Source organism: Stenotrophomonas sp. YJH_SMC_69 (genome assembly GCF_059370495.1).
On record NZ_JCAFTS010000004.1, the window covers coordinates 1 to 24,023 of the forward strand.

22 protein-coding genes and 2 rRNA genes are annotated in these 24,023 nt (G+C 66.7%); 19 read left to right on the forward strand and 5 right to left on the reverse strand.

Going from position 1 to position 24,023, the window contains the following annotated elements:
- Positions 1-3 precede the first annotated feature (3 nt).
- Both rrf (AC5P8F_RS07900) and rrf (AC5P8F_RS07905) read left to right on the forward strand, forming a co-directional pair.
- Positions 4-118 (forward strand): 5S ribosomal RNA (gene rrf, locus AC5P8F_RS07900).
- Between the two features lie 133 nt (positions 119-251).
- A 5S ribosomal RNA gene (rrf, locus tag AC5P8F_RS07905) occupies positions 252-366 on the forward strand.
- Between the two features lie 314 nt (positions 367-680).
- On the opposite strand, the gene AC5P8F_RS07910 is transcribed toward rrf (AC5P8F_RS07905), so the two are convergent.
- Both AC5P8F_RS07910 and AC5P8F_RS07915 read right to left on the reverse strand, forming a co-directional pair.
- Positions 681-2,390, reverse strand: coding sequence for a M28 family metallopeptidase (locus AC5P8F_RS07910; RefSeq protein WP_329768403.1), 1,710 nt, complete (start codon positions 2,388-2,390; stop codon positions 681-683).
- An 87-nt stretch (positions 2,391-2,477) separates the two neighbouring features.
- Positions 2,478-3,140, reverse strand: a complete 663-nt coding sequence (locus AC5P8F_RS07915; protein WP_014645682.1) for a DUF4097 family beta strand repeat-containing protein — start codon at positions 3,138-3,140, stop codon at positions 2,478-2,480.
- A gap of 95 nt (positions 3,141-3,235) precedes the next feature.
- Here AC5P8F_RS07915 and AC5P8F_RS07920 point away from each other — a divergent pair, with 95 nt between their 5' ends.
- The 3 genes from AC5P8F_RS07920 (at position 3,236) to AC5P8F_RS07930 (ending at position 6,585) form a co-directional block, all read left to right on the forward strand.
- Positions 3,236-4,537 (forward strand): murein hydrolase activator EnvC family protein, encoded by a 1,302-nt coding sequence (locus tag AC5P8F_RS07920; RefSeq protein WP_014645683.1) that lies wholly within the window; start codon positions 3,236-3,238, stop codon positions 4,535-4,537.
- Positions 4,538-4,645: 108 nt separating this feature from the next.
- The gene (locus tag AC5P8F_RS07925; RefSeq protein ID WP_329768404.1) at positions 4,646-6,091 is read left to right on the forward strand and encodes a S41 family peptidase; all 1,446 of its coding nucleotides are present in this window, start codon (positions 4,646-4,648) and stop codon (positions 6,089-6,091) included.
- A gap of 83 nt (positions 6,092-6,174) precedes the next feature.
- The gene (locus AC5P8F_RS07930; protein WP_164077706.1) at positions 6,175-6,585 is read left to right on the forward strand and encodes a hypothetical protein; all 411 of its coding nucleotides are present in this window, start codon (positions 6,175-6,177) and stop codon (positions 6,583-6,585) included.
- A gap of 117 nt (positions 6,586-6,702) precedes the next feature.
- On the opposite strand, the gene AC5P8F_RS07935 is transcribed toward AC5P8F_RS07930, so the two are convergent.
- Complete coding sequence (locus AC5P8F_RS07935) at positions 6,703-7,395, reverse strand: rhomboid family intramembrane serine protease (RefSeq protein WP_005414994.1); 693 nt, start codon at positions 7,393-7,395, stop codon at positions 6,703-6,705.
- Positions 7,396-7,620: 225 nt separating this feature from the next.
- On the opposite strand from AC5P8F_RS07935, the gene AC5P8F_RS07940 reads away from it, so the two are divergent.
- From AC5P8F_RS07940 to AC5P8F_RS07950, 3 genes are all read left to right on the forward strand, one after another.
- Positions 7,621-9,048, forward strand: a complete 1,428-nt coding sequence (locus tag AC5P8F_RS07940; RefSeq protein WP_049419231.1) for an outer membrane protein transport protein — start codon at positions 7,621-7,623, stop codon at positions 9,046-9,048.
- A 113-nt stretch (positions 9,049-9,161) separates the two neighbouring features.
- Entirely contained in the window at positions 9,162-9,761 is a 600-nt protein-coding gene (gene pnuC, locus AC5P8F_RS07945) for a nicotinamide riboside transporter PnuC (protein WP_014645686.1), read from the forward strand.
- Positions 9,748-10,821, forward strand: a complete 1,074-nt coding sequence (locus tag AC5P8F_RS07950) for an AAA family ATPase (protein ID WP_197575136.1) — start codon at positions 9,748-9,750, stop codon at positions 10,819-10,821. Before pnuC ends, AC5P8F_RS07950 begins: the two co-directional genes overlap by 14 nt.
- Positions 10,822-10,972: 151 nt before the next feature.
- Here AC5P8F_RS07950 and putA read toward each other — a convergent pair whose 3' ends face one another.
- Positions 10,973-14,191, reverse strand: coding sequence for a bifunctional proline dehydrogenase/L-glutamate gamma-semialdehyde dehydrogenase PutA (gene putA / locus AC5P8F_RS07955; protein ID WP_014645688.1), 3,219 nt, complete (start codon positions 14,189-14,191; stop codon positions 10,973-10,975).
- A gap of 274 nt (positions 14,192-14,465) precedes the next feature.
- Between putA and AC5P8F_RS07960 the strand changes: the two genes are divergently transcribed.
- Genes AC5P8F_RS07960 through AC5P8F_RS07985 form a run of 6 tightly spaced genes read left to right on the forward strand, consistent with a single transcriptional unit; the run spans position 14,466 to position 19,259 of the window.
- On the forward strand, positions 14,466-14,942 hold the full coding sequence (locus AC5P8F_RS07960; RefSeq protein WP_014645689.1) for a DUF2244 domain-containing protein: 477 nt from the start codon (positions 14,466-14,468) through the stop codon (positions 14,940-14,942).
- 11 nt (positions 14,943-14,953) lie between these two features.
- The gene (gene coxB / locus AC5P8F_RS07965) at positions 14,954-15,907 is read left to right on the forward strand and encodes a cytochrome c oxidase subunit II (RefSeq protein ID WP_046428202.1); all 954 of its coding nucleotides are present in this window, start codon (positions 14,954-14,956) and stop codon (positions 15,905-15,907) included.
- Positions 15,908-15,966: 59 nt separating this feature from the next.
- Positions 15,967-17,574, forward strand: a complete 1,608-nt coding sequence (gene ctaD, locus AC5P8F_RS07970; RefSeq protein WP_004153896.1) for a cytochrome c oxidase subunit I — start codon at positions 15,967-15,969, stop codon at positions 17,572-17,574.
- Between the two features lie 8 nt (positions 17,575-17,582).
- Positions 17,583-17,783 carry a hypothetical protein gene (locus tag AC5P8F_RS07975; protein ID WP_032957755.1) on the forward strand — a complete coding sequence of 67 codons (201 nt, stop codon included), beginning with the start codon at positions 17,583-17,585 and terminating at the stop codon, positions 17,781-17,783.
- On the forward strand, positions 17,780-18,370 hold the full coding sequence (locus AC5P8F_RS07980) for a cytochrome c oxidase assembly protein (RefSeq protein WP_014645692.1): 591 nt from the start codon (positions 17,780-17,782) through the stop codon (positions 18,368-18,370). Before AC5P8F_RS07975 ends, AC5P8F_RS07980 begins: the two co-directional genes overlap by 4 nt.
- A gap of 13 nt (positions 18,371-18,383) precedes the next feature.
- A complete protein-coding gene (locus AC5P8F_RS07985) occupies positions 18,384-19,259 on the forward strand; it encodes a cytochrome c oxidase subunit 3 (protein WP_014645693.1) in 876 nt (291 codons plus the stop codon).
- Positions 19,260-19,279: 20 nt separating this feature from the next.
- Here the strand turns inward: AC5P8F_RS07985 and AC5P8F_RS07990 are convergent, their stop codons facing one another.
- Positions 19,280-19,498, reverse strand: a complete 219-nt coding sequence (locus AC5P8F_RS07990; RefSeq protein WP_005412025.1) for a twin transmembrane helix small protein — start codon at positions 19,496-19,498, stop codon at positions 19,280-19,282.
- 57 nt (positions 19,499-19,555) lie between these two features.
- On the opposite strand from AC5P8F_RS07990, the gene AC5P8F_RS07995 reads away from it, so the two are divergent.
- The 5 genes from AC5P8F_RS07995 to AC5P8F_RS08015 all read left to right on the forward strand — a co-directional run bounded on the left by AC5P8F_RS07995 (position 19,556) and on the right by AC5P8F_RS08015 (position 23,955).
- Positions 19,556-20,272 (forward strand): SURF1 family protein, encoded by a 717-nt coding sequence (locus tag AC5P8F_RS07995; protein ID WP_014645694.1) that lies wholly within the window; start codon positions 19,556-19,558, stop codon positions 20,270-20,272.
- 95 nt (positions 20,273-20,367) lie between these two features.
- Positions 20,368-20,937: a redox-active disulfide-containing membrane protein gene (locus AC5P8F_RS08000; RefSeq protein ID WP_046428212.1), complete on the forward strand. Its 570-nt coding sequence runs from the start codon at positions 20,368-20,370 to the stop codon at positions 20,935-20,937.
- Positions 20,938-20,947: 10 nt separating this feature from the next.
- Positions 20,948-22,111, forward strand: coding sequence for a COX15/CtaA family protein (locus tag AC5P8F_RS08005; protein ID WP_041863006.1), 1,164 nt, complete (start codon positions 20,948-20,950; stop codon positions 22,109-22,111).
- Between the two features lie 4 nt (positions 22,112-22,115).
- Positions 22,116-23,009, forward strand: coding sequence for a heme o synthase (cyoE, locus tag AC5P8F_RS08010; protein ID WP_046428214.1), 894 nt, complete (start codon positions 22,116-22,118; stop codon positions 23,007-23,009).
- A gap of 136 nt (positions 23,010-23,145) precedes the next feature.
- Positions 23,146-23,955 (forward strand): calcium-binding protein, encoded by an 810-nt coding sequence (locus AC5P8F_RS08015; RefSeq protein WP_495227860.1) that lies wholly within the window; start codon positions 23,146-23,148, stop codon positions 23,953-23,955.
- Positions 23,956-24,023: the final 68 nt, after the last annotated feature.

A 24,023-nucleotide genomic window follows, 5' to 3' on the forward strand; every position in this document is an offset into this window, starting at 1 on the left:
CTCCCTGGTGAAATTAGCGCTGTGGAACCACCCGATCCCATCCCGAACTCGGAAGTGAAACGCAGCTGCGCCGATGGTAGTGTGGCTCAAGCCATGCGAGAGTAGGTCATCGCCAGGGTTTATACCCAAAACCCCGCTGCTCACGCAGCGGGGTTTTTCTTATTAAGTGAAGGCACTGCATTTTCCGGGTCCCTTCCGCCCCAAGGGCAAGATCGCGAAGCTGGCGCTGCAAGCGCTGCTGCAACCGTCTCCCTGGTGAAATTAGCGCTGTGGAACCACCCGATCCCATCCCGAACTCGGAAGTGAAACGCAGCTGCGCCGATGGTAGTGTGGCTCAAGCCATGCGAGAGTAGGTCATCGCCAGGGTTTACACCCAAAACCCCGCTGCTCATGCAGCGGGGTTTTTCTTTGTGCGCAGGAAACCCCGGTAGTGCCGGCCGCTGGCCGGCAATCCGATGGCGTTGCATTGCCCGGTAGATCCACGCCATGCGTAAGTGCTCCGCGAGGAGCATGGCGCCAACCAGGGTTGGCCGCTACCAATCGATTGCCGGCCAGCGGCCGGCACTACCGGCAGATCCACACCAACCGTGGATGAGCCGCCGACGGTACGCAAAAGAAAAGCGGCGCCCCGTGGGGCGCCGCTCTGCTCTCAACAGTGCTCAGTCGAGCATGGCCCGACTTTACTTGGCCGGGACCTTGTCCTTCATCATCGCGTCGCGGGCTGCCTTGAACGGATTGCCTGCATACCAGTTCGGCCAACGATCGCCACCGGCCAGTTCCTTGCCCACGCCGTACATCAGCTGCAGGTCTTCGACGGTGCCGTCCAGCTTCCAGGTGGCGGCGTCGAACTCGTCCTTCGGGCCGTGGTAACGGTTGGCGCCGTAGTCCGCCGCGGCCTTGCGGCCCGCTTCCACGCCACCCTCGCGCAGGTCTTCGCCGCCATCGGCGTACAGGGCCGGCACACCCGCTTTTGCGAAGTTGAAGTGATCGGAGCGGAAGTAGAAGCCGCTCTGTACCGAGGTCTCACCGTGCAGGGTGCGGTCCTGGGCGGCGGCCAGCGGCTTGAGGATGTCCTCCAGCTCCGAGCTGCCGAAGCCGGTGACGGTCACGTCCTTGGCACGGCCGGCCACCGACATCGCATCGATGTTGATCACACCGGCGATCTTGTCCAGCGGGAAGGTCGGGTGGGCGACGTAGTACTTGGAACCCAGCAGGCCGGACTCTTCCAGGGTCACCGCCAGGAACACCACCGAACGCTCCGGCTTCGGCTCCTGGTGGGCCATGGCTTCGGCCACTTCGAGAATGCCAGCCACGCCGGTGGCGTTGTCGACCGCGCCGTTGTAGATGTTGTCGCCGGTCTCACCCTCATGCTTGCCCAGGTGGTCCCAGTGCGCCATGTACAGGACGGCCTCGTCAGCGCGCTTGCTGCCCGGCAGCACGCCGACCACGTTGCGCGACTGCTTCTGTGCGATCTGGCTCTTCAGGTCGACCGCAGCGGTGGCCTTCAGCGGCACTGGCTTGAAACCGCGCTTGCTGGCGTCCTTGTAGGCCTGGGCAAGGTCCAGGCCGGCACCGGCGAACAGTGCCTTGGCCGCGTCGGCGCTCAGCCAGCCCTGTACCGGGATACGCGCTTCCGGGTCATCCTTGGCGGGCAGGTCGTACTGCGGGCCAGCCCAGGAATTCTTCACCACGTCCCAGCCGTAGGACGCGCCGGCGGTGTCGTGCACGATCAGCGCGGCGGCGGCGCCCTTGCGGGCGGCCTCCTCGAACTTGTAGGTCCAGCGGCCGTAGTAGGTCATGCGCTTGCCGTCGAACAGCTTCGCGTCGTCGACGTGGAAGCCCGGGTCGTTGACGAACATCACGACCGTCTTGCCCTTCCAGTCCTGACCGGCGTAGTCGTTCCACTTCTGCTCCGGCGCATCGACGCCATAGCCGACGAACACCAGGTCGCTGGCATCGACCTTCACTTCGGCCTGGCCGGTACGGGTGCCGACCACCATGTCGGTGCCGAACTTCAGTTCGGTGGTCTTGCCGCCCTGGGTGATCTTCAGCACGGTCGATTCGTCGGCCGTGGTCTCGGTCATCGGCACATCCTGGAACCAGCTGTCGCCGTTGCCGGGCTGCAGGCCGATGCGCTGCATCTGGTCGCGGATGTAGTTGACCGTCAGTTCTTCGCCCTTGCTGCCCGGGGCGCGGCCTTCGAACTCATCCGAAGCCAGGGTCTTGACCATCTCGGCGAAGTCGCCGGCGTTGATCTCCTGTGAGAACTGATGGGCGGCCGGCTTCGCGGCAGCGGTATCGGTGGACGGCGTGGCAGCCGGCGTGGATTCGCCTTTGCAGGCACTGAGCGCGGCCGCGGCGGCCAGGCACAGGAGGAGTTTGCGGGGCATCGTCGATTCCTGGAGAACAAAGGGCGGTCGCACCTCACGCGCGACCGGTAAACGCGAGTATCACCGAAGCGGCGGGTGCGACGGGGTTCAGTCGGCCGGCGCGGTTTCGGTATCGAACGGGATCGGCTCGGCCCCGGTGACCGGGCCGATGCGTGCGGTGCGATGCACGTACAGCACCACCTCGCGCTCGAACTGCAGCGGCCCACTGACGACCGCGTTGGGGCCGATGATCACGCGCGGCTTGCGGCTGGCGGTGAGCGAGACACTGAAGTTCGGCTTGCGCACATGCACGCCGCCGTTGACCTGCGAACCGATGCCGACGGTGATGTCACCGTTGACGGTCTCGACGTCTTTGCCGACGCGGCTCTCGACCAGGCCGATGCCGCCGTTCACGGTCTCGACGCCGCCTTCGATCTGGCTGCCGCGATCAGTGAAGATGCTGCCGTTGACGGTGCTGACGCCACCGCTGGCGATCACTTCACGACCCAGGCGGACACCGCCGTTGACGGTCTCGATCTTGCCGGTGCGTGCGCGGTCGGCAACCTTCACCCCGCCGTTGACGGTGTCGATGCTTCCGGTCTCGACGCCTTCGCCGACGCGGATGCCGCCGTTGACGGTGTCCAGCTTGCCGTAGCGTTGGCCGGGTTCGGCGCTGATGCTGCCGTTGACCTTGCTGATGTTCTCCTGGGCGCAGACCGGCCCGGTGACCAGCAGTACGCCCAACAGCAGCGGAATGGATAGAGTTTTCATGGGAACCTCGATGGATGTGCGGCTGGCAGGCCGCGTGCGGAGATGTCACCATTCCCCGGTACCCCCCGCAACTGCCTGAAGTCACTGGAAAGCCCTTGCGCGACAACGCCTTCCCATCACGCCGACATCACATCGCCGCCGTACGCGGCGGGCGCTGGCTGCTGCTGGGGCTGGCTGTGGCGCTGGCCCTGCCCCTGCCGGGTGCTGCGCAGACCACCCGCGAGACCGAGCGCAAGCTGCAGAAGCTGCGTACCGAGCTGAAGGGCGTGGCGCAGGAGCGACGGCAGATCGAAGGGCAGCGTGGCCAGGCATCGCAACAGCTGCGCGAGGCCGACGAGAAGGTGGCACGCACCGGCCGCGCGCTTGCGCAGACCGAAGCGGCGCTGCGTGAGCAGGCCCAGGCCCTGGCCCAGGCCGAGCAGCGCCGCAGCAGCCTGCAAACCAACCTGGCCCAGCAGCACCGCGAACTGGCCGGCCTGCTGCGCGCGGCGTATCAGCTTGGCAATCACGCACCGCTGAAGCTGCTGCTGTCGCAGGACACGGTGGCCGATGCCAATCGCGCCCTGGCCTACCATCGTTACCTGCAGCGCGAACGAGCGCAGCGCATCACCACGCTCACCGCCGACCTGAAGGAACTGGAAGCGCTGCAGGCGCAGATCGCCGAGCGCAAGCAGAAGCTGCAGGGGGCGCAGCAGGACCAGAAGCAGCAGGCAGCGGCGCTGGCGGCCGACCGCCGTGACCGCGCGCAGACCGTGGCCTCGCTCGACGAACGCTTCAAGGACCGGCGCGAGAAGGAACAGGCACTGGGCCAGGATGCCAAGGCGCTGGAAACGCTGCTGGCCAATCTGCGTGCCGCTGCCGCCCGGGCCGAAGCCGAGCGTCGCGCGGCGGCACGTCGAGCTGCTGCCGAAAAGGCCGCTGCCGAGCGGGCCGCACGCCAGGCGGCCGCACAGGGCCGGCCACCGCCGCCGGCAACCAAGGTTCCACCTGCGGTGGCGTCGGCACCGGCACCGAAGGTCGGCGGCCTGGGTTGGCCGTTGTCCGGCAACCTGCTGGCCCGCTATGGCGGCAAGCTGCCCGATGGCCGTACCAGCAGCGGCGTGCTGATCGGCGCGCCGGCCGGCAGCACCGTCACGGCCGTGGCCGACGGCACCGTGGTGTTCTCCGACTGGATGACCGGCTACGGCATGATCCTGATCGTCGACCACGGCAATGGCTACATGAGCCTGTATGCCCACAACGACACCCTGCTGAAGGATGCCGGCGCACGGGTCAGCCGCGGTGATGCGGTGGCCAAGGTCGGCAATTCCGGTGGCCAGGGCGTCACCGCGCTGTACTTTGAGCTGCGCCGTGGCGGGCAGCCGGTCAACCCGGACAGCTGGCTGCAGCGGCGCTGAATCCAGGCCTGCCGGATGCGGGTTGGATTCAACGGGAATTTAGCTGTGCTTCGCGCATAATCGGTGCATGTGCCTTGGGCACGATGCCAACGTCGACAGGAGTGATCCATGCGCGCAGCCCGTACCGCCACCCTCTTGCTGGCCCTGTTGCCAGCGCTGTCCTGGGCGCAGCAGACCGCGCCCGCCCCGAGCCAGGAAACCAGCGGGCAGGCAGCGAACAGCGAGGAGGCGGTGACCTCGAAGGTGCCGCTGGAGGACATCCGCCGTTTCGTGGCCGTGTACAACGCGGTGCGCGCCGCCTATGTCGATCCGGTCGATGACAAGAAGCTGATGCAGTCGGCCGTGCGTGGCCTGCTGCTCGACCTCGATCCGCACAGCACCTACTTCAACAAGGAAGACGCGCAGGCCTTCGACGAGCAGGCCAATGGTGCCTACGAGGGCATCGGCGTGGAGCTGCAGCAGCAGCCGGACAACGCCAGCATGAAGGTGATCGCGCCGATCGACGACACCCCGGCGGCCAAGGCCGGCATCCTCGCTGGTGACCTGATCATCGCCATCGACGGCAAGCCGATCAGTGCGATCGATGCCAGCGAGCCGCTGCGCGGCCCGGCCGGCAGCAAGGTGGTGCTGACCATCGTGCGCGAAGGCAAGCCCAAGCCGTTCGACGTGAGCCTCACCCGCCAGACCATCCGCGTGACCAGCGTGCGCAGCCGCCTGCTGGAACCCGGCTATGGCTACATCCGCCTGAGCACCTTCCAGGCCGATACCGGTTCGGACTTCCAGAAGCACGTGCAGCAGCTGCAGAAGCGGTCCGGTGGCCAGCTCAAGGGCCTGGTGCTGGACCTGCGCAGCAACCCGGGTGGCCTGCTGACCGCTGCCGTGCAGGTGGCCGATGATCTGCTCGACAAGGGCAACATCGTCAGCACCCGTGGCCGCATCAGCATCAGCGATGCACGATTCGACGCGACCCCGGGCGACCTGCTGAAGGGCGCACCGGTGGTCGTGCTGGCCGATGCCGGTTCGGCCAGTGCATCGGAAGTCCTGGCCGGCGCGCTGCGCGACAACAAGCGGGCGCGCGTGGTCGGCAGCCGTACCTTCGGCAAGGGCTCGGTGCAGACCGTGCTGCCGCTGGACAACGGTGATTCGGTGAAGCTGACCACCGCGCGCTATTACACGCCCAGCGGCAAGTCGATCCAGGCCACCGGCATCGTGCCGGACGTCGAACTGAAGCCCGCCGCCACGCCGGCCGAGGATGCACTGCCAGCCAGCCTGAGCGACTACAGCGAAGCGACCCTGCCGGGCCATCTGCGCGGCGATGACGAAGGCACGGAGGGCTACCACGCCGGTGCGGTGCTGCCGGGCGATGGCCCGATCAACGACGCGCTGGCCGAGCTGAAGAACCCAGGCTCGGTGGCCGCACGGTTGAAGGCCGAGGCCGCCAAGGCCGCGAAGGCCGCTGCGGTGAAGCCGGAAGCAAAGACGGATCCGAAGGTCGAATCGAAGGCAGGGGGCAAGCCCGAAGCAAAGCCCGCACCGGCCCCGGCCAAGCCCTGACGGTAGCGCCGGACTGTGCCCGGCGAACAGCCTGCTCATCCGGAAGGCGACGCGGCCGGGGCGTCGCCCGATAGAATCGGCCCATGGACGATTCGAACCTAGCGACTACGATCAGCCAACTGCTTGGTCGTGATCCGCTGCCACCTAACCGGGCCGCCGCCCTGTTGGAATCCCTGGCCTGCCGCCATGGAATCGATCCGCGCTTTGTCTATTGGTGGGCAAGCAAGGCGTCGGCTGATCAGACGATCCAATACGACAGTAGCGATGAAGGCCTTTCCTGCCTGGCTGAACTGCTGGCGGGAGTGAACGGTGAAATGCTTCTGGTAGCGTCAGATGAGTGCGCATTGCCGTGGCCGATCTGGACTCTACAGGCAAGTGAACTGATTCCGTTGCTTGGCGAGTTGCCGTTCTTCGAGTATTTCGTGGTGCTGGATGGCGGCTCTGCGCTGCTGTTCGACACCCACCACAACACCCTGGTGATCAGTCGCGAGTGACCCTTTCGGTGTCATCGCGGACGGAATAGACCCATATCAATGACGGAGTCGGGCACGCTCGACGCAACGAACGAGCGGGTGAGCGTGGAGCCGGCCAGCGGCCGGCACTACCAGGGGTCAGAATCCGTGCCGCTTACGCAGGCGGCGCGCGATCGCGGCGCGCACGTACACGCCATACACCACGCCGAACACGAAGCCGCCGATGTGCGCCCACCAGGCCACCATGCCGAAGCTGGGGCCGATATGGGCGAACACCACCTGCAGCGCGGCCCAGACGCCGATCAGCAGGTAGGCCGGGGCGCGCACGAACTCCAGGAACAGGCCCAGCGGGATCACCACGCCCAGCCGGGCACCGGGGAACAGGGCCAGATAGGCGCCGATCAGCGCCGACACCGCGCCGCTGGCGCCGATGATGATCTGGTCCGGGCTGCCCATGGTGTAGATCGCCACCAGGTTGGACACCGCGCCGCCCACAAGGAACAGCAGCAGCAACCGCCACGGCCCCAGCACCCGCTCGGCGGGGAGGCCGAAGATCAGCAGGAACACCAGGTTGCCCAGCAGGTGCGACCAGTCGGCGTGCAGGAACAGCGCAGTGAACAGGCGCAGCACGCTGCCGTCCTGCAGGGTCGCCCACCAGTCCAGCGGACGGGTCAGGCCGGTGGACAGGGCGCCCCAGTCCAGCCAGAGACTGCCGCGGGCATCGTCCGGGCGCGAGATCGACCACAGGAATGCCAGCCACAATGACGCGAACAGCACGGGCGTGGCCCAACGCAGGGCCGCCTTCTTGCGCGACGGGAGGGAGACGAACATGCCAATAGCCTAGCGTGCGGCCACGTTCGGTGGGGACGGTCCTGTTCAGCTTTTGAGACGAAAAAACCGCCTGCGCTGTTATTGTTTCATTAACAGCTCTGGGTAATACTCGCATACGGCGTCGTATGTCGGGAGGGGAATCCGGCGCGCTCCGATGGGTCCCAGGACCCGGCGGGCGCAGGCGCACTCAGAGCACCATCACCGCTTACCGGAGAGAGAACTACGATGCAAACCGCTTCCACCATTGCCCGACTGACCCTGCTGGCCGTCGGCGTTGCCGGTGCGCTGGCCGCCGCCGATGCCAATGCTGCCGCCTTCCAGCTGAAGGAAAACAGCGCCAAGGGCCTGGGCCGCGCGTTCGCCGGCTCCACCTCGACCGAAGGTGACGCCTCGGTCATCGCTACCAACCCGGCGTCCATGCGCCTGCTCGACGGCACCCTGGTCCAGGGCGACGTCAGCGCCATCAGCTTCGGCGCCAAGTTCCGCGGCCAGGGCAAGTACGCCAACGGCGCGCCGATTTCCGGTGGCAACGGCGGCGACGCCGGCATGATCGCCCCGGTTCCGGCCGCGTACTTCCACGTGCCGTTCGGCGAGAACGACAACATGCACTTCGGTGCTTCGCTGACCGTGCCGTTCGGCTTCAAGACCGAATACGACCGCGACTGGGTCGGCCGCTACAACGGCGTCAAGACCGAGCTGCAGGCCATCGACCTGGGCGTGGCGTTCTCCTATGACGTCAACCCGTACCTGTCGTTCGGTGCGTCGGTGTTCGCCGAGCGCCTGAACGTCGACCTGACCAGTGCTGTCGACACCGGCACCGCGATCAACGCCACTGCCCAGCGCACCGCTGCGGCGCGTGTGTTGGCTGCCGGCGGCACCGCAGCCCAGGCTGCGGCGGCCTCGCAGGCCGCTGCACGCCAGGCCGCCCAGCTCGGCTTCTCGCCGGGCACCGCCGATGGCTACCTGCGCATCAAGGGCGATGAAGTGTCGGTCGGCTACACCCTGGGCATGACGGTCACCCCGGTGGAAGGCACCAACATCGCGTTCAGCTACCGCTCGAAGGTCGAGCACAAGATCACCGACGGCAAGGCCGATTTCACCATCCCGCAGAATGCGGCGGCCTTCCTGGCCACTGCTGCCCCGGGTACCTTCATCGACAGCAACGGTCGCGCGACCATCACCCTGCCGGCCAGCGCCACCGTGGGCTTCACCCACCGTGTGAACGACCAGTGGCAGATCATGGCTGAAGTCACGCGCACCGCGTGGAGCAAGTTCGACCAGGTCGTCGTCGATTACGACTCCAACCAGCCGGACAGCGTGCTGCCGTTCCACTACCGTGACACCACCTTCGCGTCGATCGGTACCGATTTCCGCGTGAACGACAAGCTGACCCTGCGCGGCGGCCTGGCCTATGACCAGACCCCGACCACCGATGCCCACCGCGACGTGCGCGTGCCGGACACCACCCGCAAGTGGCTGTCGCTGGGCATGACCTACGCCGCTTCGGACAAGATGGAATACAGCGTGGGCTACACCCACCTGTTCACCAAGGATCCGAACATCACCTCGACCTCGGCCACCGGCAACACCGTGACCGGCAAGTACAAGGTCAGCGGCGACGTGCTGGCGGCGTCGATGCAGTACAAGTTCTGATTCGGGCGATTGCCTGGAGCAGTACGAAGGAGGCCCCGCGCAAGCGGGGCCTTTCTTTTTGTAGGGACGGGCCGGGGCGTCCACGCAGCGCACGGATCCACGACAATAGCGACATGAACCTGTCCGATCCGAACTTCCAGCTGGAGCTGGCTGCCAACATTGCCGTCGCCGGCTCGATCCTGCTGGCCGGCCGCAACAACGTGCACACCTGGTGGCTGGGCATCGTCGGCTGCGCCTTGTTTGCTGCCGTGTTCGAACGATCGCATCTGTATGCGGACATGGTGCTGCAGTTCTTCTTCATCGCCATCAGCGTGCTGGGCTGGTGGCAGTGGCTGCGTGGTGACCATGGCGCGCCGTTGCCGATCACTTCATTGCGGCCGCGCGCCTGGGCCTGGCTGGCGCCGCTGGCGGTAGTGGCCACGTTCGGCTACGGCTGGATGCTGACCCGCCTGACCAATGCCTATGCGCCGTACATCGATTCGGCGGTGCTGGTGTTGAGTGTGATCGCGCAGATCCTGATGATGCGACGCAAGCTGGAATCGTGGTGGGTATGGCTGCTGGTGAACACCGTTGCGGTGCCGCTCTACTACAGCCGTGGCCTGCACCTGACCTCGATCCTGTATGTGGGCTTCTGGATCAACGCGCTGGTCGCCTTGCGCCATTGGCGGCACCTGATGCGGGACGAGGCCAGGGCGGCCGATGCCGCTGCCTGAGCGCGTTGCACGCGGCCTGGTGGTGGGCAAGTTCTGCCCGCTGCATCGCGGCCATGAACGACTGATCGACTTCGCCGCCACGCGCTGCCAGCAGCTGCTGGTGATCGGCTGGTCGCAGCCGGGCTTTGCCGGCTACAGCGCTGCGCGCCGCGAGCGCTGGCTGCGTGCGCGTTTCCCGCAGGCCACGGTAGCGGTGCTTGACGACGCGCGACTGGCCGCATTGTGCACGCAGCATGGCTTGCCGGTGCGAGCGCTGCCGCAGGACAGTGATGACGAACAGGTGCAACGTGACTTTACCGCCTGGCTGTGCCTGAACCTGTTCGGTGGGCCGGTGCAGGCGGTGTACACCGGTGAGGACTACGGTGACGGCTTCGCGCAGGCGCTGGCCACGCACTTCGGTGCGCCGGTACGCCATGAGCGGCTCGAACGCGCATTGGACGTCGGGCAGGCCTGCGGCACCGAGCTGCGCAGCGATCCGCATGCGCATCGCCATGGGCTCGCACCGCAGGTGTATGCCGACCATGTACAGCGCGTGGCCTTCATCGGTGGCGAGTCCAGCGGCAAGACCACGCTGGCCCGCGTGCTGGCCGAGCGTCTGCAGACTGTCTGGGTGCCGGAGTATGGCCGCACGGTGTGGGAGCAGCGAGGCGGAGAGCTGACGCCGGGCGATCTGCTGCGCATCGCAATGACACAGCCACAGCACGAAGACGAAGCTGTGCGGCGTGCGCATCGCTGGCTGTTCTGCGATACCACGCCGCTGGTGACGCTGGGCTACAGCGGCTGGATGTTTGGCACGGCGCCGCAGCCGCTGCGGCAAGCGGCACGACGACGCTACGACCTGCTGTTCCTGTGCGCGCCGGATATTCCGTTTGACCAGGATGGCACGCGCGTGGGCGAAGCTTTCCGGGCGCAGCAGCATGCGTGGTACCTGGAGCAGCTGCAGGCAGAGGGTGTCGCGCATGTGCTGCTGGAAGGCGATCTGGAGACGCGCATCGCACGCGTGCAGGGCGAGCTGGCGAAGCGGGCGGACAATCGGTTCAGTGTCGCCTTGCCTCTGTAGAGCCGAGCCCACGCTCGGCTGCGCCAGAAAAGCCGAGCATGGGCTCGGCTCTACAGCCAGGAAAGCCGAGCGTGGGCCCGCCTCTACAGGAAGCAAAGCACAAAAAACCCCGCGCTCGCGGGGTTTTTTGTTTACTGCATCAAGCAGGCGATCAGTCGCCCAGGGTCAGCAGCGAGGCGTTGCCGCCGGCGGCGGTGGTGTTCACCGTCACCGTCTTTTCGGTAGCGAAGCGCAGCAGGTAGTGCGGGCCGCCGGCCTTCGGGCCGGTGCCGGACAAGCCCTGGCCGCCGAACGGCTGCACGCCGACCACCGCGCCGATCTGGTTGCGGTTGACGTAGACGTTGCCGACGTGGACGCCGTTGCTGATGCGATCAACGGTCTCGTCGATGCGCGAATGCACGCCCAGGGTCAGGCCGTAGCCGGTGGCATTGATCTGGTCGATCACCGCGTCGAGCTGGTCGCCCTTCCAGCGGATCACGTGCAGGACCGGCCCGAAGATTTCCTTGTGCAGCTGGCCCAGGTCCTTCAGTTCATACGCGCGCGGTGCGAAGAAGGTGCCATTGGCCGCTTCGGCGGACAGCTCGGCGGCCGCGATGAGGCGCGCTTCGCGGTCCATGCGCTCGGCGTGGTCCTGCAGGATCTTCAGCGCGTCGGCGTCGATCACCGGGCCGACGTCGGTGGACAGCAGGCCCGGGTTGCCGACCTTCAGTTCCTTCATCGCGCCGGCCAGCATGGTCATCACCTTGTCGGCGATGTCGTCCTGCACGAACAGCACGCGCGCGGCCGAGCAACGCTGGCCGGCGGAGGTGAAGGCCGAACCGATCGCGTCCTTGACCAGCTGTTCCGGCAGCGCCGAGGAGTCGGCGATGAAGGCATTCTGGCCGCCGGTCTCGGCGATCAGCACACCGATGGCGGCGTCACGCGCGGCCATGGCGCGGTTGATCGCACGTGCGGTGTCGGTGGAGCCGGTGAAGGCCACGCCGGCCACGCGCGGGTCGGCGGTCAGTGCGGCACCGACGGTGGCGCCGTCGCCCGGCAGGTACTGCACCACCTCGGCCGGCACGCCAGCTTCGTGCAGCAGCTTCACCGCGTAGTAGCCGATCAGGTTGGTCTGTTCGGCCGGCTTGGCGATGACGCTGTTGCCGGCGGCCAGTGCAGCGGCGACCTGGCCCAGGAAGATCGCCAGCGGGAAGTTCCACGGGCTGATGCAGACGAACACGCCGCGGCCGTGCAGCTGCAGCTCGTTGGACTCACCGGTCGGGCTGGGCAGCTTCTCGGCGTGGCTGAACTGCTCGCGCGCCTGCTTGGCGTAGTAGCGCAGGAAGTCCACGGCTTCGCGCACTTCGGCGATGCTGTCGGGCAGGCTCTTGCCGGCTTCCTTCACGCACAGCGCCATGAACTCCGGCATGCGCGCTTCCAGCTGGTCGGCGGCGTGCTCGAGGATGGCGGCGCGGCTGGCGGCCGGGGTGCGGTTCCAGGCCGGCTGCGCGGCTACGGCATTCGCCAGCGCCTTCTGCACGGTGGCGGCATCGGCGGCCAGCCACTGGCCGACCACTTCGCGGGTGTCGGCCGGATTGGTCACCGGCAGCGAGGCGCCGGCCGGGTTCGCACCCGGCACCAGCGGGGCGGCCTGCCACGGCTTCACGGCCGCGTTGAGCTGCTCGGCGAGGGCGCGCAGTTCGTTGTCGTTGGCGAGGTTGGCGCCCATGGAGTTCTTCCTGTCGTGGTTCTGGCTGCGCAGCAGGTCTACCGGCAGCGGGATCTTGGGATGCGGAATCGAAGCGAACGAGGCGACCATCTCGACCGGATCGCGGATCAGGTCGGCGATCGGCACGCGCTCATCGGTGATGCGGTTGACGAAGCTGGAGTTGGCGCCGTTTTCCAGCAGGCGGCGCACCAGGTACGGCAGCAGGTCTTCATGCGAACCGACCGGGGCGTACACGCGGCAGGGCAGGCCCAGGCGATCGGCCGGCACCACTTCGGCGTACAGGTCATCGCCCATGCCGTGCAGCTTCTGGTGCTCGTACACGCCACCGTTGGCGATGCTGCGCACCGCAGCGATGGTGTGCGCGTTGTGCGTGGCGAACATCGGGTAGATCGCGTCGGCATGGGTGAACAGGCGCTTGGCGCATGCCAGGTAGGACACGTCGGTGTTCTGCTTGCGGGTGAACACCGGGTAGCCCGGATAGCCTTCGATCTGCGCGCGCTTGATCTCGGCATCCCAATAGGCGCCCTTGACCAGGCGCACCTGCAGGCGGCGACCGGCGCGGCGCGCCATGTCGGCCAGGTGGTCGATCGTGTACGGCGTGCGCTTCTGGTAGGCCTGCACGACCACGCCGAAGCCGTCCCAGCCGGCCAGCGAGGCGTCGGAGAACACCTGCTCGATGATGTCCAGCGACAGTTCCAGGCGGTCGGACTCTTCGGCGTCGACGGTGCAGCCGATGCCGTAGCTCTTGGCCAGCTGCGCCAGCTCCAGCACGCCCGGCACCAGGTCCTTCAGCACGCGCTCGCGCTTGGCGTGCTCGTAGCGCGGGTACAGCGCCGACAGCTTGATCGAGATGCCCGGTGCGTTGTTGACGTCGCCATCCGGGCGGCCGCCGCGGGCCTTGTGATCACCGCCGATGGCGTGGATCGCGCGACGGTAGTCTTCCAGGTAGCGCAGCGCGTCCTTCATGGTCAGCGCGCCTTCGCCCAGCATGTCGAAGGAGTAGCGGTAGTTCGCGTTGTCGCCCTTGTGCGAGCGCGACAGCGCCTCGCTGATGGTGCGGCCCATGACGAACTGGTGGCCCATGATCTTCATCGCCTGGCGCACGGCCAGGCGCACCACCGGCTCACCGACGCGGCCGACCAGGCGCTTGAACGCGCTGGGCGCATCGGCGCGGGTGGCGTCATTCATCTGTACCAGCTTGCCGGTCAGCATCAGGCCCCAGGTGGAGGCGTTGACCAGCACCGAGTCGCTGCCGCCCAGGTGCTTTTCCCAGTCGGCATCGGCCAGCTTGTCGCGGATCAGCTTGTCGGCGGTGTCCTGGTCCGGAATGCGCAGCAGCGCTTCGGCCACGCACATCAGCAGCACGCCTTCTTCGCTGCCCAGGTCGTACTGGCGCATGAAGGCTTCGATCGCGCCCTGGTCCTTGGCACGCACGCGCACGCGGCCGACCAGGTCGGCGGCCAGCGCCTGCACCCTGGCCTGCTCGTCGGCCGGCAGCCGGGCCTGCGCCAGCAGCTCGCGGACGTGGCTGGCCTCGTCCTTCAACCAGGCATCGGTGATGGCCTGGCGGAACGGGTTGGGGGGCGCCGGCAGTTCCGGCGACAGCAGCACGCCGGGACGCTGGGCGTCGCTGGCGGCAGGGGAGGAGGAAGGTGCGTTCATGCCGGTCCGGCCAATGGAAAACTTGGCGATTTTAATCATTTTTGCGGGTTGCGGAAGTGCCCCACAGCCACCTTCGTGAAGGGCTGATAGCCCCTAACGGTGGTGTATTCAGCGTGTTCAGCAAGCCCGGCAATATTTGTGCTGAATTCGGCATTCGCGCCGCCGACCCCATGCTGTGTTGCAGCATGGGAAAAAGTGTGAATGCACCCTTGCTACCGGCGAGAGGGCGGGGCTACCATCGAGACGTTTCCCGCGGCAGGAACGCGGTTGCGACATGATCGAGGTGCTTCCAGCTCCGGATGGGTCAGGTACGCAGCTGCGGCTGCGTCCCCCACGGGCGCTCGATGCCCGGCAGTTCGTCCTGTTGTTCACCGTGTTGTCGGGTGCGATGTGGCTGGTGTCCGCCCTCGGGTGGTTGGCCGGCAATGCATTCGCCCCCCTGTTCGCGCTGCTGTACAGCCTGGTGCTGGCGGCGGCACTGCGTGCCTTGTGGCGCAGCGGTGAACGGCAGGAGGAGATCCGGGTAGTGCCGGCGTACGTGGAGGTCATCCCCGTACCCGGTGGATCGCCGGTGTTCCGGGCCCACCCCCACTGGGTGCGCCTGCTCACCGGCGATGAGAGGGTCCGGCTGGCATCCAGCGGCCGGCAGGTGGAGGTGGGGAGTTTCCTCGCGCCGGCCGAACGTCAGACGCTCGCAGAGACACTTGAAAGCTTGCTCGCCGCCAGCGATGGCGGCAACCGACGACGCTAAGGGTCTAGGCAATGAAGCAAAGCAGCAGGTGGGGCACGAAGTGCGTTGCAGTGGTCACCGCCATGGTGGCCGGGGGACTGATGCCGGCGTTGGCCTGGGCCCAGGCGGCCGATCCCAAGCCGTGGCAGCTGAACATGGGCAAGGGGGTGACCCAGACCTCGCGCCTGGCCTGGGAATCGAACAATCTCTCGTTGATCATCTGCACGGTGATCGGCGTCATCGTGTTCGGCGCGATGGCCTACGCCATCTTCAAGTTCCGCAAATCCAAGGGGGCAGTCGCCGCCACCTTCAGCCACAACACCAAGGCCGAGATCATCTGGACGGTGATCCCGGTGATCATCCTGATCGTGATGGCGTGGCCGGCCACGGCCAACCTGATCAAGATGTACGACACCCGCGATGCCGAGATGACGGTCAAGGTCACCGGCTACCAGTGGATGTGGAAGTACGAATACCTCGGCGAGAACGTCACCTTCACCAGCCGACTGGACCGCGAGTCCGACCGCGTGCGGCAAAGTGGCATCGTGCCGACCCGTGAAAGCCATCCGCACTACCTGCTGGATGTCGACAACCGGCTGGTGCTGCCGGTCGACACCAAGGTGCGCTTCGTCATCACCTCCGACGACGTGATCCACGCCTGGTGGGTGCCGGCGCTGGGCTGGAAGCAGGATGCCATTCCCGGCTTCATCAACGAAGCCTGGACCAGCATCGAGCAGCCTGGCGTGTACCGCGGCCAGTGCGCCGAGCTGTGCGGAAAGGACCACGGCTTCATGCCGATCGTGGTCGAGGCGGTGTCCAAGGAGGAATTCAAACAGTGGCTGGCGCAGCGCAAGCCGGCGCCGGCTGCCGCGCCGGCCACGCCTGCGGCACCTGCCGAACCGGCTGCACCGGCGGGCGAGGCGCCGGCTGCGCCTGCTGCTGCAGAAGCGGCCAGCGCACCTGCCACTGCAGCCAGCGGCGCGTGATGTAAAGCCCGCGGCCGCCCGCGGCCGTGGTGACAACCGATTCTGAGAGGTGTTTTGCAATGGCGCACTCGGCAGTTGGGCACGACGATCACCATCACCAGCAGAGTTTCTTCGAGCGTTGGTTCTTCTCGACCAACCACAAGGACATCGGCACGCTGTACCTGGGTTTCAGCTTCATCATGTTCATCATCGGTGCGGCGATGAGCGTGGTGATCCGCGCCGAGCTGGCACAGCCCGGCCTGCAGTTCGTCAAGCCCGAGTTCTTCAACCAGATGACCACCGTGCATGCGCTGGTGATGATCTTCGGTGGCGTGATGCCGGCCTTCGTCGGCCTCGCCAACTGGATGATCCCGCTGCAGATCGGCGCGCCGGACATGGCGCTGCCGCGCATGAACAACTGGTCGTTCTGGTTGCTGCCGGTGGCCTTCAGCCTGCTGCTGCTGACCCTGTTCCTGCCCGGTGGTGCGCCGGCTGGTGGCTGGACGCTGTATCCGCCGCTGTCGCTGCAGGGCGGCTACAACGTGGCCTTCAGCGTGTTCGCTATCCACGTGGCCGGCATCAGTTCGATCATGGGTGCGATCAACATCATCGCCACCGTGCTGAACATGCGTGCGCCGGGCATCGACCTGCTGAAAATGCCGATCTTCTGCTGGGCCTGGCTGATCACCGCGTTCCTGCTGATCGCGGTGATGCCGGTGCTGGCCGGTGCGGTGACCATGCTGCTGACCGACAAGTTCTTCGGCACCAGCTTCTTCAACGCAGCCGGTGGCGGTGACCCGGTGATGTACCAGCACATCTTCTGGTTCTTCGGGCACCCCGAGGTCTACATCATGATCCTGCCCGCCTTCGGCGTGGTCAGCGAGATCATCCCGACCTTCAGCCGCAAGCCGCTGTTCGGCTACCAGGCGATGGTATACGCCACCGCGGCGATCGCGTTCCTGTCGTTCATCGTCTGGGCCCACCACATGTTCACCGTGGGCATGCCGCTGGGCGGCGAGATCTATTTCATGTTCGCCACCATGCTGATCTCGATCCCGACCGGCGTGAAGGTGTTCAACTGGGTCAGCACCATGTGGCGTGGCTCGCTGACGTTCGAGGCACCGATGCTGTGGTCGGTGGCGTTCGTCATCCTGTTCACCATCGGTGGCTTCTCCGGCCTGATGCTGGCCATCGTGGCGGCCGACTTCCAGTACCACGACACCTACTTCGTGGTCGCGCACTTCCACTACGTGCTGGTGACCGGTGCGGTGTTCGCGCTGATCGCCGCGGTGTACTACTGGTGGCCGAAGTGGACCGGGCGCATGTACAGCGAGAAGTGGGCCAAGGTGCACTTCTGGTGGTCGATCGTGTTCGTCAACCTGCTGTTCTTCCCGCAGCACTTCCTCGGCCTGGCCGGCATGCCGCGCCGCATTCCCGATTACAGCGTGGCGTTTGCCGACTGGAACCTGATCAGCTCGATCGGTGCGTTCGGCATGTTCGTCACCCCGTTCATGATGGCCGCGATCCTGCTGTCCTCGCTGCGCAACGGCGAGAAGGCCGAAGCGCGTTCCTGGGAGGGTGCACGCGGCCTGGAATGGACGCTGCCGTCGCCGGCACCGGCGCACACCTTCACCACCCCGCCGACCATCCGTCCGGGGGATCTGGCGCATGACGACATCACGCATTGAGGTGGGGCATGCATAACGAGAGCCCGCTGCAGACCTGTAGAGCCGAGCCATGCTCGGCGGATGAGAAGCAGCCGACCAGCGGTCGGCTCTACCAGGGCGGAAGCATCGAGCAGCAGCGCCAGCGTGCGAAGCGCACGGCGGTGTGGGTCGGCGCCATCGCTGTGCTGGTCTACGTCGGCTTCATCCTCAGCGGGGTGATCGGCCGATGAGCGAGGCACCGGCCAGCACACCGTCACGCAGTGCCGGGCTGCCGCGCCTGATCGGCGTGGCGGTGGCGGTGTTCCTGCTGACGTTCTCGCTGGTGCCGCTGTACCGCATCGCCTGCGAGAAGGTGTTCGGCGTGCGCCTGGAACGCGGTCCCGGTGGCGAAGCCAGCGCAGGTGCCGCGGCCGGCAAGCGCACCGTGCGGGTGGAGTTCGATGGCGGCGTCAATTCGCGACTGCCGTGGTCGTTCCATCCTGAGCAGCTGACCATGGACGTGGTGCCCGGCGAGCTCAACGAGGCGCTGTACTTCGCCCGCAACGACAGCGCAGCTGCCGTGGTCGGCAGCGCGGTGCCTTCGGTGGCACCGGCGCGTGCGTCGGGCTTCTTCAGCAAGACCGAGTGCTTCTGTTTCACCGCGCAGACGCTGCAGGCCGGCGAGAAGCGCGACATGCCGGTGCGCTTCATCGTCGATCCGGACCTGCCGCCGGAGATCAGGACGATCACCTTGTCCTACACCTTCTACCGCAACGACGCGCTGTCCGATCGGCTGGCCCCGGCCGCCACCTCGGACGGCGCGCACGCCGCACCCTGACCCGGATACCGACATGGCCCAGACACCGACCGACGCCAACGTGTACTTCGTCCCGGCCCAGAGCAAATGGCCGTTCGTGGGTTCCATCGCCATGATGGTGACCATGGTGGGCGTGGCCAGCTGGCTCAACGATGCCAGCTGGGGACGCTGGACGTTCTACATCGGCATCGCGATGCTGGTGCTGACCCTGTTCTGGTGGTTCAGCGACGTGGTGCGCGAATCGCAGGCCGGCAACTACAACCACCAGGTCGACGGATCATTCCGGATGGGGATGATCTGGTTCATCTTCTCCGAGGTGATGTTCTTCGGCGCGTTCTTCGGCGCGCTGTTCTACACCCGCAACCTGGGCCTGTCGTGGCTCAGTGGCGAAGGCCGTGGGGTCATGACCAACGAGCTGCTCTGGCAGGGCTATTCCGCCGGATGGCCGACCAATGGCCCGGCGGCGATCGGTGGCGCGTTCCAGACCATCCCGGCCTGGGGCCTGCCACTGATCAATACGCTGATCCTGTTGACCTCCGGCGTGACCCTGACCATCGCCCACCACGCACTGAAGTCCGGCAACCGCCGCCAGCTGCTGATCTGGCTGGGCCTGACCGTGGTGCTCGGCCTGGGCTTCCTGACCCTGCAGGCAGAGGAGTACATCCATGCCTACAAGGAACTGAACCTGACGCTCGGCTCCGGCATCTACGGGTCGACGTTCTTCATGTTGACCGGCTTCCACGGCGCGCACGTGCTGCTGGGCACGATCATGCTGATCGTGATGTGGCTGCGTTCGGCCAAGGGACACTTCACCCGCGACAACCATTTCGGTTTCGAAGCCGCCGCGTGGTACTGGCACTTCGTCGACGTGGTGTGGCTGATGCTGTTCCTGTTCGTCTACGTGCTTTGATCAGGCGCGCATCGGTGGTCTCAGCCGCCGATGCCGTGTGGTTTGATCCAGCCCATGTAGATGCTCACGATCACCAGCAGGATCAACGCTACCGACACCGCGATGCGGCGCGTCAGTGCATTGACCGTGCGCTTGGTCTGGCCGCGGTCGACCAGCAGGTAGTACAGGCCGGCGCCCAGATTCCAGACGATGACGATCAGAAACGCGATTACCAGCAGGGTCTTCAGCGAATCACTCATGCGCGGCTCGAGGGCAGGGTGGATGTGCCTATCTGACCGCGTTTGCGCGGACTTGTCATGATGCGCCAGCACACGCGCGTGTTCGGATGGTTGCTGGCCGTGCTGGCGATGGCCGGATTCACCGCATTGGGGCTGTGGCAGCTGCAGCGCATGCATGCCAAACAGGCAATGTTGGATGCACAGGGTCCAGCCGTGGCACAGGCGTTGCCGCTGTCGGAGGCCCTGGCGGCGCCCGGCGCGTTGCACGGCGTGGCCGACCACGGTCGCTTCCTGCCCGGCGTGGTACTGCTGGACAACCAGATCCGGCATGGCCGCGCTGGCGTGAAGATCTATCGCCCCTTCCGCAGTGACGACGGCAGCGTGCTGCTGGTCGACCTCGGTTGGCGTGCGCTGCCGCCGGATCGCACGCTTCCGGAGGTGCCGTCGCCGCCTTCGCCGGTGGCCGTGCGCGGGCTGCTCGCGCCGCCACCATCGGCGGGACTGCTACTGGGCCCGGCGTTCTCTGCTACCGGTGAGGCCGGGCGCTGGCTGGCCAGCCGGTTGCCGGACGACGGGCTGGCGCGCGCGCTGGGGCTGCAGGCGCTACCCGACCGCGTGCTGAGGCTGGACCCGGCGCTGCCCTTTGGCGACGAGCGCGATCTGGACCTGCTGCCGAACACGCTGCCGCCTCAGCGCCACCTGGGCTACGCCGTGCAGTGGTTCGGGCTGGCCCTGACCGTGCTGGTGGTGGCCGTGGTGCTGGAGCGGCGGCGGAGGCGCGTGATTACCCGGTAGTGCCGGCCGCTGGCCGGCAACCCCCGCAATCCTGGATGCCGGCCAGCGGCCGGCACTACCGGCATCCCCTACCCAACCATGAGAAAATGCCCCGCATGAACACTGCTACGTCCCCGCAGGCGCGCGGTTCCGGCCGCCGGACCCTGGTGCTGCTGTTTGCCGTGTTCTTCGGGGCGATGGCACTGGCCGCCGTGCTGCGCTTCTCCGGCTGGCAGCCGACCGGGCACCGCAATGCCGGCCAGCTGCTGAAGCCGCCGGTGGACCTGCGCCAGCAGGCGCCGACCCTGGCCAGCGGCCAGTCCTACCCCTGGAACCCCGAGGCCCGTACCTGGCGCCTGCTGGTGGCCCCGGCCGGTGCCTGCGACGCGCAGTGCGTCACTTTGTCGCAGGGACTGGGCAAGGTGTGGCAGCTGTTCGGCCATAACGCCGATAATGTCGAGATCCTGTGGCTGGGTACGCCACCGGCGTCGATCGCCTCGCTGCCCGCGCTGCGGCCGCTGGCTCCGTCGCCAGCCCTGCGCGCGGCGTTGCCGGGCGTCGATGATCCGGCGGGACTGCCGGTCTACGTGATCGATCCGAACGGCTTCGTGATCATGCGCCATGCCCCGGGTTCCGACCTCGGTGGCCTGCGCAAGGACATGGCCACGTTGCTGAAACTGAAGTGAGTCCCGTTTGATGAGCCTTTCCGCGCGTCCGGCGCTGCACCGCAATTTCCACCGCCTGGCGTGGTTCGCCATGATCATGACCGCGAGCACGATCATGTTCGGCGCCTTCGTGCGCCTGTCCGATGCCGGCCTGAGCTGCCCGGACTGGCCGACCTGCTATGGCCAGGCCACCTGGCCGCAGCACGTGGAAGAGACCATCGGCCACCCGGCGGCGGAGATCCGCCCGCTGGAGACCCACAAGGCCTGGCGAGAACAGGTGCATCGCTTCCTGGCCGGCGCGCTGGGCATCGAGATCCTGACCCTGGCGCTGCTGGCCACGCGCAAGCGGCGATTCGGAAGCACGGCGGTGGTGACCGCCTGCGTGCTGGTGGCCGCCGGCATACCGCTGTACATGATGGGCTGGCACGGCACCGCCAGTGCCCTGGCCTTGACCGGCGAGGCGATCCTGCTGATCGCCGCGCTGCGCTGGAGCAACATCGATCTCGCACGTGCGGCGCTGCTGACCTTGGCGGTGGTGATCTTCCAGGCCCTGCTGGGCATGTGGACGGTGACCCTGCTGCTCAAACCCATCGTGGTGATGGGCCATCTGCTGGGCGGCATGCTGATGTTCGGCCTGCTGGTGTGGATGGCCTGGCGCGCGACGCACATGCCGATCACCCTGGCTGAAGCGCCGAAGCTGAAGTGGCTGATGCGCATCGGCGTGGCGGTGCTGGTTACCCAGATCGCGCTGGGTGGTTGGGTCAGCGCCAACTACGCCGCACTCGCCTGCGGCGGTGGCAGCGCCTCGCTGGACAACTTCCCGCGCTGCGCCAACCAGTGGTGGCCGCAGCACAACTTCGTCGAAGGCTTCACCCTGTGGCGCGGCATCGGCGTGGATTACGAAGGCGGTGTGCTGGATGGCGCTTCGCGCATCGCCATCCAGATGGCGCATCGCCTGTTCGCGGTGGTGGTGGCCGTCTACCTGCTGTGGCTTGGCGTGCGCCTGTTCCGGTTGCCGAGCATGCGTGGCTGGGCCAGCGCGCTGATCGCGCTGCTGGTGCTGCAGGTCACGCTCGGCATCCTCAACGTGAAGCTGGCGCTGCCGCTGGAAGTGGCCGTGGCCCACAACGGCGTGGCCGTTGCCCTGTTGTTCGTACTGGTCAGCCTGCTGGCCCGCCTGCGTGCCCCGGACTGATTCCATGTTTTCCAATTACCGCCAGTACTGGGACCTGACCAAGCCCAAGGTCGTCGCCCTGATCGTCTTCACCGCCCTGGTCGGCATGGTCCTGGCCATCCCCGGCGTGCCGAGCTGGGAGCAGGTGCGCGCCGGCCTGCTCGGCTTCCTCGGCATCTGGCTGGCGGCCTCGGCCGCGGCCGCCATCAACCAGCTGCTGGACGCGCACATCGATGCGCAGATGGCGCGCACCTCGTGGCGCCCGCTGGTGGTGGGCAAGGTCAAGCCGTGGCAGGTGCTGGTGTTCGCCGGCGTGCTGATCGTGCTGTCGATGACCCTCCTGGTGCTGTGGGTGAACCTGATCACCGCAGTGCTGACCTTCGCCTCGCTGATCGGCTACGCGGTGATCTACACCGTGTACCTCAAGCGTGCGACCTCGCAGAACATCGTCATCGGTGGCCTGGCCGGCGCGATGCCGCCGATGCTGGGCTGGGCCGCAGTGACCGGCATGCAGGGTTCGTCGGACTGGGCGTACTCGTCGCTGCTGGTGCTGATCATCTTCATCTGGACCCCGCCGCACTTCTGGGCGCTGGCGATCTTCCGCCGCGAGGATTACGCCAAGGCGGAGATCCCGATGCTGCCGGTGACCCACGGCGTGGCGCATACCCGCAAGCAGATCATGGTGTATTCGGTGGTGCTGGCGCTGGTGTGCCTGCTGCCGTACCTGGTGGGCATGAGCGGTGCGTTCTACCTGGGCGGCGCGATCGTGCTCAACGCCGTGTTCCTCTGGTACGCCTGGCGCATGCTGGACCCGCCGGACGAGCTGTTCTCGATGAAGATGTTCTATTACTCCATCGTCTACCTGATGGCGCTGTTTGCCTTCCTGCTGGTGGACCACTGGATCCTGCCCTGGCTGTGACCTCGGGGTCGGATCCCCGAAGGGGCTCTGACCCCACCTGATCGCGCGGACATCCTCGCATGACGTGGATCACCTTGAACCGCCGTCTCGGCGTCGCCATTGCTGTTCCTGACCCCAGGGAAAGGAAGCAGCAGGGATGCATTCGTTCTTCCGTTGGACCACCGCGCTGATGCTGGCGCTGGGCATGGCCGTGACCGCGCATGCCGACGACACTACCGCGCAGATCCGCCAATACGCCGCTGGCCACCGCATGCTGGTGCTGGGCGAATTCCACGGCACACGCGAGACGCCACTGCTCGTGCGGCAGCTGGTGGACGACTACAGCCGCAATGGCGCGCCGGTCCTGCTGGCGCTGGAACTGCCACGCGCCGAGAACCCTGTGCTGCGCGGCTATCTGGAATCCGATGGTGGGGCCGCGGCGCGCCGGCACCTGCGCGGCCGCGCGTTCTGGACCGTGCGCGATGACCAGCATGATGGTCGCCGCAGCCGCGACATGCTGGCGATGATCGAAGGCCTGCGTGTGCTGAAGGCGCAGGGGCGCGTGATCGAAGTGGTTGGCTATGACGTCAATGCCAGCAGTGGCGGCAACCAGGCGCGCGATGACTTCATGGCAGCCGAATTGCGACGGCTCTATCGAGGGTTGCCAGACAATGCACGCATGCTGGTGCTGACTGGCAATGTCCACGCCATGCTGCGGCGGCCGGAAGGTATGCCGCCGGAAATGCAGAGGCGGCCGATGGCCTCCCAGCTGCGGGACCTGGATATCTACAGCGTGCGGTTGGGTGCGCTGCGTGGCCAGGCGTGGGCGTGCGCGGACCGTTGCATGGCGCGGCCACTTCCAGAGCAGGTGGCCCCGCGGCTGCGGGGCGATACCCATGCGGAACGGGCGTACGACCTGTGGGTGTGGATGCCGGAGCTGAGCGTCGGCACGCTCGTGGATCCGTAGCGTCAGGCAACCCATCCACGCATGGCGTGGATCTACTGTGGTTCACGCCATCCGTGGTATGGAGTAGA

Coding starts and splice junctions, on each gene's coding strand:
- AC5P8F_RS07980 (WP_014645692.1), top strand. CDS start 17,780: ATGAGCGAGGCACCGGCCAGCACACCGTCACGCAGTGCCGGGCTGCCG.
- AC5P8F_RS08005 (WP_041863006.1), top strand. CDS start 20,948: ATGAGCCTTTCCGCGCGTCCGGCGCTGCACCGCAATTTCCACCGCCTG.
- ctaD (WP_004153896.1), top strand. CDS start 15,967: ATGGCGCACTCGGCAGTTGGGCACGACGATCACCATCACCAGCAGAGT.
- AC5P8F_RS07975 (WP_032957755.1), top strand. CDS start 17,583: ATGCATAACGAGAGCCCGCTGCAGACCTGTAGAGCCGAGCCATGCTCG.
- AC5P8F_RS07940 (WP_049419231.1), top strand. CDS start 7,621: ATGCAAACCGCTTCCACCATTGCCCGACTGACCCTGCTGGCCGTCGGC.
- AC5P8F_RS07915 (WP_014645682.1), bottom strand. CDS start 3,140: ATGAAAACTCTATCCATTCCGCTGCTGTTGGGCGTACTGCTGGTCACC.
- AC5P8F_RS08000 (WP_046428212.1), top strand. CDS start 20,368: ATGAACACTGCTACGTCCCCGCAGGCGCGCGGTTCCGGCCGCCGGACC.
- putA (WP_014645688.1), bottom strand. CDS start 14,191: ATGAACGCACCTTCCTCCTCCCCTGCCGCCAGCGACGCCCAGCGTCCC.
- AC5P8F_RS07935 (WP_005414994.1), bottom strand. CDS start 7,395: ATGTTCGTCTCCCTCCCGTCGCGCAAGAAGGCGGCCCTGCGTTGGGCC.
- AC5P8F_RS07930 (WP_164077706.1), top strand. CDS start 6,175: ATGGACGATTCGAACCTAGCGACTACGATCAGCCAACTGCTTGGTCGT.
- AC5P8F_RS07950 (WP_197575136.1), top strand. CDS start 9,748: ATGCCGCTGCCTGAGCGCGTTGCACGCGGCCTGGTGGTGGGCAAGTTC.
- AC5P8F_RS07960 (WP_014645689.1), top strand. CDS start 14,466: ATGATCGAGGTGCTTCCAGCTCCGGATGGGTCAGGTACGCAGCTGCGG.
- AC5P8F_RS07995 (WP_014645694.1), top strand. CDS start 19,556: ATGATGCGCCAGCACACGCGCGTGTTCGGATGGTTGCTGGCCGTGCTG.
- AC5P8F_RS08015 (WP_495227860.1), top strand. CDS start 23,146: ATGCATTCGTTCTTCCGTTGGACCACCGCGCTGATGCTGGCGCTGGGC.
- AC5P8F_RS07910 (WP_329768403.1), bottom strand. CDS start 2,390: ATGCCCCGCAAACTCCTCCTGTGCCTGGCCGCCGCGGCCGCGCTCAGT.
- AC5P8F_RS07925 (WP_329768404.1), top strand. CDS start 4,646: ATGCGCGCAGCCCGTACCGCCACCCTCTTGCTGGCCCTGTTGCCAGCG.
- AC5P8F_RS07990 (WP_005412025.1), bottom strand. CDS start 19,498: ATGAGTGATTCGCTGAAGACCCTGCTGGTAATCGCGTTTCTGATCGTC.
- coxB (WP_046428202.1), top strand. CDS start 14,954: ATGAAGCAAAGCAGCAGGTGGGGCACGAAGTGCGTTGCAGTGGTCACC.
- pnuC (WP_014645686.1), top strand. CDS start 9,162: ATGAACCTGTCCGATCCGAACTTCCAGCTGGAGCTGGCTGCCAACATT.
- AC5P8F_RS07985 (WP_014645693.1), top strand. CDS start 18,384: ATGGCCCAGACACCGACCGACGCCAACGTGTACTTCGTCCCGGCCCAG.
- cyoE (WP_046428214.1), top strand. CDS start 22,116: ATGTTTTCCAATTACCGCCAGTACTGGGACCTGACCAAGCCCAAGGTC.